The following is a 9974-nucleotide window of genomic DNA, read 5'->3' as shown; positions in this document are numbered from 1 at the left end:
TAGCAGAGCGGGAAGAGGCTGGCTTTTCCTCCGTCCTTTACTAAAAGGCACTACCCGCAAAGTTTTCGTCCTATTCTACGCGCAGCCAAACGGCGGGCTGGGAAGCCTGGAAGCTCTGGAAGCCCCAAAAGCTCTGGAAGCCCCAAAAGCTCTGGAAGCCCAGATTTAGCCAGTGTTTAGACCTAATCCCTGGTTCTCTGAAAGATTCCTTCAGGAATTACGCACTTGCGATAAGGTTTCTGGGTTTTGGACGATTTCTCACGGACGCAGCCCGCGAGAAATCGTCCAACTGCGTAAGTCCTATCCCTCTGAAAATTGCTGAAAATTGCTCAATCCGACTTGCCTTCATAGCCGCGTTCCAGCGCCTCCAGACTACGAAGCACGTTGAGCGTGGAGTAGTAGGCTTCTTCGGTGAGTTCAATCTGCTCGTCGGGGTCTGTCACAATGCCATCGACCAACAGCCGCAGAGAGCCGATCATGGCGTTGAGCCGATTGCGGATTTCGTAGGAGCGGCGGGCTAGCTGGGTGGGTACGGCGCTGGCACTGGGGGCCATTTCGTCGGCAAACTGGAGGGCGCAGAGGCGGGCGTAGTAGCCGTTTTGCCGCAGCAAGTCTTCGTGGGTGCCCAACTCCACCACGCGGCCCTGGTCGAGGACGGCGATTTGGTCGGCCCGCTGCACGGTGGAGAGGCGATGGGCGATGACCAGGGTCGTGCGATCGCGGCTAAGGGCTTCGATGGCCGCCTGCACGAGCCGTTCGGATACGGTGTCGAGGGCGCTGGTGGCTTCGTCGAGGATGAGGATTTCGGGATTTTTCAGCAGGGCGCGGGCGATCGCCAGCCGCTGGCGCTGCCCCCCAGAGAGCAACACGCCGCGATCGCCAATCCGGGTATCCAAGCCGTCTGGCAACTGCCGGATAAACTCATCGGCATAGGCGAGTTTTGCCGCCTGCCATACCTGCGCTTCGGTCGCATCGGGACAGCCATAGGCAATGTTGTCGCGCACCGAAGCATTAAACAAAATTGTGTCCTGGCTGATGATGCCCATCGCCCGCCGCACGGTTTTCAGGTCAAACTGCCGCAGGTCGATGCCGTCTAGCTCCACGGTGCCCAGCGTCGGGTCATAAAAGCGGGGCAGCAGATCCGCCAGGGTCGATTTGCCCGCGCCAGATGCGCCCACCAGCGCCAGCGTCGTGCCCTTGGGCAGTTCCAGCGAGATGTGTTCCAGCACGAAGCGATCGGGTTCTGCGATGCTGTTGCGTTCTGGCTGTGCAATGCTAATACGATCGCTCGCCGCATAGCTAAAAGACACATCCCGAAACCGAATGCCCTGCCGCAGTCCGGTAAAGGGAATCGTGCCATTTTGCATAAACGGCTTGTCGCGGCGATCCAAAAAGGTCTGGGTCTGCTGAATGCTGGGCAGGGCATTGGCGAATTGGTTGCGGGCGGTGTTGAGCTGACCTAGCAGCGGCAGCATCCGAAACAGCAGCAGCAAAAAGGTCAGTAGCACGGTGGAAAGCGTCTGCATTTCTGTAGCCAAAAACGTGCGCCCAATCCACACGATTAAAATCAGCGCTACCACGCCGACGACTTCGCTGAGGGGGGCGATCGCCGCTGAGCTAGCCAAGGATTGATACTCGGCCCGTTCGCGATCGCGCACCCGCCGCCGCAGTCGGGCATATTCTTGGTCTTCCGTCGCCGATGCCCGCACCAGCCGCATCCCGGTCAGCACGTCCAGCAGAGCGATGGAGTAATGCTTTGAGGCTTCCGACAGGGCTTCTCCATACTGGCGCGATCGCGCGACGCTCATCTGATTTACCAGCGTCACCCCCGCCAGCAGCCCCGCCGCCACCAGTGTCAGCGGCCACGACAGCGCCAGCAGCAGCCCCAGAAAGACCAGAATCGTGATACCCGTAGTCAGGCCGCGCACCGCCGTCGCCACGGCCGTCGCCGAGCGATTCACCTCCACGTTGAGTTGGTTCATCACGTCGCCCAGACTGCTGCCTGCAAAAAAACTCAGATCCACCGACAGCAGCAGCCGCAGCCCCGCCTCGCGCCAATCCGTCACCAGCACTCGCTTCAACGCCCCCGCCACCAGTGCATTGCCATAGGCCGCCAGATTTTTCAGCCCGATTAGCAGCACCACTGCCACCGTCATCACCCACAGCCGCTGCCCTTCCGGTAGATTTTCAAACGGACTCAGCAACCGCTGAATCGCCTCCGGCAGCCCCCGCAGCGGCACGGGCTGTCCCAAAAAATTCAGCAGCACGGGCGCAATCAGCGCCGTACTTACGCCATTAAACACGCCGCCCAACAGCCCTAGCAGCACCGTCAGCCCGATCCAGCCGGGGTATTGGCGGGCGATGTAGAAAAGGAAACGAGAGGGGGGCATGGGAGGGTGGGGGGATGGGAATGGGAGCATAGAAGGGAGAGCGACGTTCTGGGGGCTGCCTATTCTCCCTGATCTTCCCGCTCATAATCCCCTCCCGACCCATACTTCCAGGCATCTAGCCAGCGTGAGATGCGATAGCTCCAGGGGGGCGGCAGCGACTTGCTCCAGGGCCAGCGCGATATGCCTCCAAAACGCTTTTGCAACTGCCCGATTTGGTTTAGGCCCGCGTATAGCCCTAGGTTGGCATAATGCCAGAGCCAGCCCGCAAGAGTGCCCAGCCCCACCTGCGGGATAATTTGCAGCACCACACGGGGATGCACCACCGAGGTTCGCAGCATGGCTTGGGCCAGCGCGGGAAACTGCACCACGTCTTGCAAAAAAGGCTTCAGCACGGGGTCGCCCAGGGCTGCCATATCGGCAAAGACAGCCGAGAGTAGCTGGTTAATCTGATCGGGGGGCACGGTCTGGTTGACCCCAACGCTCATGGCGCGTTGGAACAGCCAAGTCACGGAGATGTTGGGCTGGTAGGGTTGCAGCAGTGCTAGGGCGGAGCGGTGGAGTTGGTCGGTTGCCAAGGCCTGGTGAATGCCGTCTGTCAGACGGGGCAGGTGGCGCAACATCGCTCCAAAGCCGCCAAAGCTGAGGGGAGATTGGCCGCCGCTGCTGTCGCCGATGGGCAAAATCCGGCTCCACTTGGGCTGGAGCGGACTCTGGCGATAGCAGGGAAAAAAGCCATAGAGCGATCGCCCAATGTTTAGCGCCTCCAGCGCCACCCCCTGATACTGTGGCAATAGCCGAAAATACTCGTCAAACAACTGCTCCAGGCTGGGGCGGCTGGGGTGTGCATCCAGATAGGTAAAGAGATACGTCGTTCTGCCATCGCGGGCGGGAAAGGCCTCCCAAAAATACTGGCACTGATTTTCAATCGGCGTAATCGAAGCAAACAGGTCGCCCGTTTGGTTATGCGGAAAGCCCTGGGCGCAGGTGCCCACCACCATGCAGACCGCATCCGGCTTCTGCCCGCCTCTCGCCTGCTGACTAATGGGCGAAAAGTGCCCCATCGCGTCTAGCAGCAGGCGCGTTTTGAACCCATCGCCTGCCTGCACTGCCACGCCATCCGGATGAACCGTCGCCGCCTCAAACCCGGTTTGCTCGAACAACTCCCCGCCCGCTGCCAGGAATTTTGCTTTCAGCGTTTCAAGCAACTGTCGGGGACTCACGCCCACATTCAGCACATCTCGCACCCAGAGTTCAGTGCCGCCGTGAAAGGCAATGCGGGCAGGGTTATATTCACTGGCGATCGCCCCCTCCAGTTCTGCCGGACTCAGCAGATGCCGGTTGACCAGCACCGCCAGCTCTCGCCGCGAAATATTCCACTCCTGGTCGCGCCCCTGCAAAATTCCCCGCTCCAGCAGCGCCACCCGCCAGCCCCGCCGTACGAGCGCACAGCCCATCAGCAGCCCCAGCGTGCCGCCGCAAATCACCACGTCCCACTCGGTTTCGCCCAGTGGCTCTGAGGATTCAGTTATGACAGTGGGACAGGGAATCTGACCCTCTCGATAGGCTTGCCACAGGGCATCGGCTCGGCGCAGCCCCGCTAGCGGATTATCAGGCAAGGCAGACAGGAGGGTTTCGGCAAGTCCCATCGGTTGCTCACAGAATTAAAGTTCGCAGGGAAAAAACCGTGTGCCCTTAGCCACCCGTTTTCAGGTTTTCTAGCCCTGCGGTAACGCGGGCCGTCTCGATGCGATCGCCCTGCTGAATTTCGTCCACCACGTCCATCCCGCGGGTTACATAGCCAAACACAGCATACTGCCCATCCAAAAAGCCCAGATCCGCCAGGGTGAAATAAAACTGCGACGAAGCCGAGTCCGGAAACTGCGATCGCGCCATCGCCACAGCTCCCCGCATGTGTTTCAAGACCGGGGAAGTTCCAGGTTCCAGCGTTTTTCCATAAACGGGTTCTGCCGCACCCTCCGGCTTGATTTCTAGCGGAATGTAGCGCGGGCTAGAGGTGGCAGGGTCAATAAAGCTGCCCGTCCCCAGCATCCCCAAGGGCACGCTGGCATCCTTGCTCTGGGGGTCGCCGCCCTGCACCACAAATGGTTCCGGCTCACGCACCACCCGATGAAACATCAGCCCGTCATAGACCCCGCGATTCACCAAATCGACGAAATTTCCGGCGGTAATCGGCGCGTCCTGGCCATTCACCTGGATTTCAATGGGCGACCCCTTGACCCGAATTTCGACGGTCGCTTCGCCGTCCAGTCGTGCCAGGTTTGCGTAGGGCGTAGATGGGCTGGGAGCGGGCGTGAGGACGGGTGACTGGGCGATCGCCGAGTCGCTAGATACAGTACCAGAATTGGCGCTGTCCGTATTTGCCCCCGAACAGCCTCCAATTAGCATCAGGCCAACCAGTCCAATCAGGGCGAACCACCGCCCCATTTTCTGTCTCATTGCGCGTCTCCTAGCTCACTAAACTTGCTATAGCCCTTCCAGCGGCACACCCAGAAACCGCGCCAGTTCAGCACCTTCAGTTTCCAACTCTGCCAGCGCCATTGGCTGCCCCACCCGCGTCAGGGGAATGTCGCCTCTACCCTTAATCCGCAAATAGAGCGATCGCTTCGGGTTGAGTCCCTCTTTAATCTGCACTCGAATCGCCTGCACGTCCTCTAGCCTATGGGTGACCTCAATCTTGCGGTTTTTACCCGGAAAGCCCCATCGGAAAATTGTCAGCATCCCCGTGTCCCGGTTGAATTCGTTGTAGCCACCGCCTACGTCCCACAAAATCACCAGCCACAGATAGGTCGCCAGCAGCAGTGCCGCCACGCCATAAAATCCCATCACCAATCCCTGCGGAATGAAGACGAGCTGCGTCGGATCAGAAAACGGCAGCAGATTCACTTTCAAATAGCTGGAAATGCTGGACAGCAAGAAGCCCAGTCCTCCGCCCAAAATTACCGTCGCCCACCAATAGTTGCTCAGGCGGCGAGACCCCACAACCGTCTTCCGCAGCACGCGGCTCTCGGTGGACACACTGGATGCGGTCATACTCTAAATTTCCCAGGTTGTTTTTAATGTTTTCAGATTGATTTTGATATCTACTGGATATCTGGCTGAGAAGCAAAGCACCTCAATCTCGATTATGCTGCACATCTGGCCCCTCAGCCGGAACAGGCCTCTCCTCAACAACATTCGCACTAGCCTTGTCTAAATCCAGCGAATAACTCTCAAAGCTCAGGTTCAGCACTAGCTCAGTTTACGACCTGCTTAATTTCCTTCCAGTCTCTCTCAGGTTTTTACAGCGTTCTTGGAGCTTCTCCGAAACCCAACATCCAGAGAAATTAAGCCATTTCGGGTTCAGCCAAGGATGCACAATCTGAAATGAGAGGTACGTGTCGGATTGTAAAAATTTTCGTATGTACTTATCATATAGACAAATCTAAACTGGCTTGGCGAATCAAGGACTAGGTATAACTACCTGCTTGGGTTCTGTTTCCCCAAAGCCAAGCTGAGTCACACCACTTCAATCGGGCTGCCGATTCTGGTCAAACAGGGTCGCACCGTGAGAGGATTGGATTTTGCGCCATATTAAGAGGTTATGAAATGACCATAGCAATGGGAAGAGCGCAAGCCCAGCGAGGATGGTTTGACGTTCTCGACGACTGGCTAAAGCGCGACCGATTTGTCTTTGTAGGGTGGTCAGGCATTCTGCTATTCCCCTGCGCCTACCTGGCGCTGGGCGGCTGGCTGACCGGCACCACCTTCGTCACCTCCTGGTACACCCACGGCATCGCCAGTTCCTACCTAGAGGGCTGCAACTTTTTGACCGCCGCCGTATCCACCCCGCCCAACAGCCTGGGACACAGCCTGCTGTTTTTGTGGGGTCCCGAAGCCCAGTGGAACTTCACCCGCTGGTGTCAACTCGGCGGCTTGTGGACGTTTGTCGCCCTGCACGGGGCTTTTGGACTGATCGGCTTCATGCTGCGACAGTTTGAGATTGCCCGTCTGGTGGGCATCCGTCCCTACAACGCCCTGGCATTTTCCGGTCCGATTGCCGTGTTTGTCAGCGTGTTTCTGCTGTACCCGCTAGGACAATCGGGCTGGTTTTTTGCCCCCAGCTTTGGGGTTGCTGCCATCTTCCGATTCATCCTATTCGTGCAAGGGTTCCACAACTTTACCCTCAACCCGTTCCATATGATGGGAGTAGCAGGCATCCTGGGGGGTGCGCTGCTGTGCGCCATTCATGGTGCGACGGTGGAGAACACCCTGTACGAAGACGGTGACAAAGCGAACACCTTCCGCGCCTTCAACCCGACGCAGTCAGAAGAGACCTACTCGATGGTGACGGCCAACCGCTTCTGGTCCCAGATTTTCGGGATTGCGTTTTCCAACAAGCGCTGGCTGCACTTTTTCATGCTGTTTGTGCCGGTGACGGGTCTGTGGATGGCGAGCATTGGGATTGCGGGGTTGGCGCTGAACCTGCGGGCTTACGACTTTGTGTCGCAGGAGATTCGCGCGGCGGAAGACCCGGAGTTTGAGACGTTCTACACCAAGAACATTCTGCTGAACGAGGGCATCCGCGCTTGGATGGCTCCGCAAGACCAGCCTCACGAACAATTTGTATTCCCTGAAGAGGTACTGCCCCGTGGTAACGCTCTCTAGTAACTCAATGGTTGCCGGAAACCGCGACCAGGAATCCTCTGGGTTTGCCTGGTGGGCCGGTAACGCTCGTCTGATTAACCTTTCTGGAAAGCTGCTGGGCGCTCATGTTGCTCACGCTGGTTTGATTGTCTTCTGGGCAGGCGCGATGACCCTGTTTGAAGTGGCTCACTTCGTGCCCGAAAAGCCCATGTATGAGCAAGGGCTAATTCTGCTGCCTCACCTGGCAACGCTGGGTTGGGGCGTGGGCCCTGGCGGTGAAGTGCTGGATACCTTCCCCTACTTTGTGGTGGGTGTGCTGCACCTGATTTCCTCTGCTGTTCTGGGTCTGGGCGGGATTTACCATGCCGTTCGTGGCCCCGAAACGCTGGAAGAATACTCTTCCTTCTTTGGCTACGACTGGAAAGACAAGAACCAGATGACCAACATCATTGGGTATCACCTAATCCTGCTGGGTCTGGGTGCCTTCCTGCTGGTGTTTAAGGCTATGTTCTTCGGCGGTGTGTATGACACCTGGGCACCGGGTGGTGGTGACGTTCGCGTTATCACCAACCCGACGCTGAACCCAGTGACGATTTTTGGCTACCTTCTGAAGTCTCCCTTTGGCGGCGAAGGCTGGATCGTCAGCGTCAACAACATGGAAGACGTAATCGGTGGCCACATCTGGGTAGGCTTCATCTGCATCGCAGGTGGTGTGTGGCACATCCTGACCAAGCCGTTCGGCTGGGTGCGCCGCGCCTTTATTTGGTCGGGCGAAGCTTACCTGTCCTATAGCCTGGGCGCTCTGTCGCTGATGGGCTTTGTGGCTTCCACGATGGTTTGGTACAACAACACGGTCTATCCTAGCGAGTTCTTCGGTCCCACCGGCCCCGAAGCGTCGCAGGCTCAAGCTCTCACCTTCCTAATCCGTGACCAGCGCCTGGGTGCAAACGTGGGTTCTGCTCAGGGCCCCACGGGTCTGGGTAAGTATCTGATGCGCTCTCCGACGGGTGAAATCATCTTTGGTGGTGAAACCATGCGCTTCTGGGACTTCCAAGGCCCTTGGCTGGAGCCGCTGCGTGGCCCCAATGGTCTAGATCTGGACAAAATCAAGAATGATATTCAGCCCTGGCAAGCTCGCCGTGCGGCTGAGTATATGACCCATGCGCCCCTGGGCTCTCTGAACTCTGTGGGTGGTGTGGCGACTGAAATCAACTCGGTGAACTTTGTGTCGCCTCGCGCTTGGCTGGCAACGTCTCACTTTGTGCTGGCGTTCTTCTTCCTGGTTGGTCACCTGTGGCATGCGGGTCGTGCCCGTGCTGCTGCGGCCGGCTTTGAGAAGGGCATTGACCGTGAGTCGGAGCCAGTGCTAGCGATGCCGGATCTTGACTAATCTGATGCTCGATGTTGGTAGGTAATTGCTGACTTTGAAGGTGCCCTCTGCGATTGCGGGGGGCGCTTTCTTTGTTCTTGGGTTTTCTGTTAGCCGCCCAATTCCCGCTGGAGTCGGTACAGAATTGTGTCTTCGTCTACCTGGCTGAGGATGTCCTGAATCACTGTGTTTGGCCCGTCTGGGCCCCAGGTGCAGCCGCGCTCTAGGTAAGCTTGGGCGGCCTTGCCGACGCGGTAGGAGCCGTATCCGGCGATCGCCCCCTGAGCCACCGCCGCGCTGCCATAGGCCATTAGACCCCCGACGCTGTCGAACATCGCGCCCACCGCTGATGCACTCTTTCCCGCTCCCAGGAGCAAGCCGCTGCCCACTTCACCCAGCAGCAAACTGCCCGAACTCCACAAAATCGCCTGGAGCAGTTTGCCCGCCTCAAAGCTGGTCATGGGCAAGCCATAGAGCTTTGCCAGGTTGCGAATCATCACCAGATCGGTGATTGCGCCGCCCGCCAAGTCGAGAATGGCAATCGGGTTCACGCCAACGGCGATCGCCTTCCACTTGGCAAACTTCCAGATCAGTTCCTCGGCTTGCTCTTGATTCAGCTTCAGGGCTTTGCGGGCGATGCCCTGTTCCGTTTCTCGTGCCTGCCGCAGCGCATTCAGCGCCAGCAGCGACTTGCCTTCCTTTTGGATAATGTCCACCAGCAGCGTCCGCAGTTCCTCCATCTGTGGCGGCGGCGATTCCCATTCGTGCGTCACGCTGCCGTCGGGCCACTCCACGCGCACTTGCACGGGCGCAGGCTCCGCCGACACGCGCACCACGTCCTCCGGCATGAGAAACGGCCGACCGCGATCGCCCCCCTCTGCAAACAGAATTTTCAACTTCTGGTAAATTGCGTCCCGATCCTGGTCAGGATACAAATCTGCCTTGTTAAACACCAGCAGCATGGGCTTATGGGCTGCCTGCAACTCTGCCAATGCCTGATACTCGGTGCGCGTAATATCGCCTGCAATGACAAACAGAATCAGGTCAGCTTGATTGGCGACATCCCGCGCCATCTCAGCCCGCGTCTGTCCGCCCACTTCATCCAGCCCAGGCGTGTCGATGAGTTCCACCCGCAGGTCACTCTCCGGCAGCGCCCAATAGACCGATCGGGGATACTGCGTCACGCCGTTGATCGGCCCGGTCGGCAATAGCTTTTGCCCGATGAGTCCGTTAATCACCGCTGACTTGCCACGGCTCACCAGACCAAACACTGCAATCCTCAGCAGGCTGCAATTCAGCTTGTCCAGCGCCGCTGAAAGTTGGTTCAAATCAGTTTTGAGAGAGGCCTGAAGCTCCACATCTCCTGCGCCTCGTCGGGGCGATCGCGCCTTTTGGGTATAGCGCCCGATGGCTTGCCGCAGGCTGGCCCGCGCCCGCTGAAAATGTGTATCTTGCATTCCCAAGGGAATCAAGCCAGCATGCGGCGCAGCAGATGAGTCGCGAGGCGGAAACTGAGTCACAGCAGAAAAGAAATTCTTCAGTTATATTTTGGACGATTCTGCCCATCGCAA

General features: G+C 58.2%; 7 protein-coding genes. 2 read left to right on the top strand and 5 right to left on the bottom strand.

What is annotated here, in order from left to right; all coding sequences use genetic code 11:
• Positions 1-329: 329 nt before the first annotated feature.
• Genes IGS16_RS02470 through IGS16_RS02455 form a run of 4 tightly spaced genes read right to left on the bottom strand, consistent with a single transcriptional unit; the run spans position 330 to position 5441 of the window.
• Complete coding sequence (locus IGS16_RS02470) at positions 330-2390, bottom strand: ABC transporter ATP-binding protein (protein ID WP_297083048.1); 2061 nt, start codon at positions 2388-2390, stop codon at positions 330-332.
• A gap of 59 nt (positions 2391-2449) precedes the next feature.
• Positions 2450-4036 carry an NAD(P)/FAD-dependent oxidoreductase gene (locus IGS16_RS02465; RefSeq protein WP_297083045.1) on the bottom strand — a complete coding sequence of 529 codons (1587 nt, stop codon included), beginning with the start codon at positions 4034-4036 and terminating at the stop codon, positions 2450-2452.
• 46 nt (positions 4037-4082) lie between these two features.
• Complete coding sequence (locus IGS16_RS02460) at positions 4083-4847, bottom strand: peptidylprolyl isomerase (RefSeq protein WP_297083043.1); 765 nt, start codon at positions 4845-4847, stop codon at positions 4083-4085.
• Positions 4848-4874: 27 nt separating this feature from the next.
• The gene (locus tag IGS16_RS02455) at positions 4875-5441 is read right to left on the bottom strand and encodes a photosystem I assembly protein Ycf4 (protein WP_297083042.1); all 567 of its coding nucleotides are present in this window, start codon (positions 5439-5441) and stop codon (positions 4875-4877) included.
• 555 nt (positions 5442-5996) lie between these two features.
• Here IGS16_RS02455 and psbD point away from each other — a divergent pair.
• Positions 5997-7055: a photosystem II D2 protein (photosystem q(a) protein) gene (psbD, locus tag IGS16_RS02450; RefSeq protein WP_068508400.1), complete on the top strand. Its 1059-nt coding sequence runs from the start codon at positions 5997-5999 to the stop codon at positions 7053-7055.
• On the top strand, positions 7039-8424 hold the full coding sequence (gene psbC, locus IGS16_RS02445) for a photosystem II reaction center protein CP43 (protein WP_297083040.1): 1386 nt from the start codon (positions 7039-7041) through the stop codon (positions 8422-8424). The genes psbD and psbC overlap by 17 nt, the downstream gene beginning before the upstream one ends.
• 89 nt (positions 8425-8513) lie before the next feature.
• Here the strand turns inward: psbC and IGS16_RS02440 are convergent, their stop codons facing one another.
• Complete coding sequence (locus IGS16_RS02440; protein ID WP_297083037.1) at positions 8514-9860, bottom strand: GTP-binding protein; 1347 nt, start codon at positions 9858-9860, stop codon at positions 8514-8516.
• Between the last annotated feature and the right edge of the window lie 114 nt (positions 9861-9974).

It is taken from the genome of Thermoleptolyngbya sp. C42_A2020_037 (assembly GCF_015272455.1).
GTDB lineage: Bacteria > Cyanobacteriota > Cyanobacteriia > Elainellales > Elainellaceae > Thermoleptolyngbya.
This window is presented reverse-complemented; position numbering and strand designations above follow the sequence as displayed.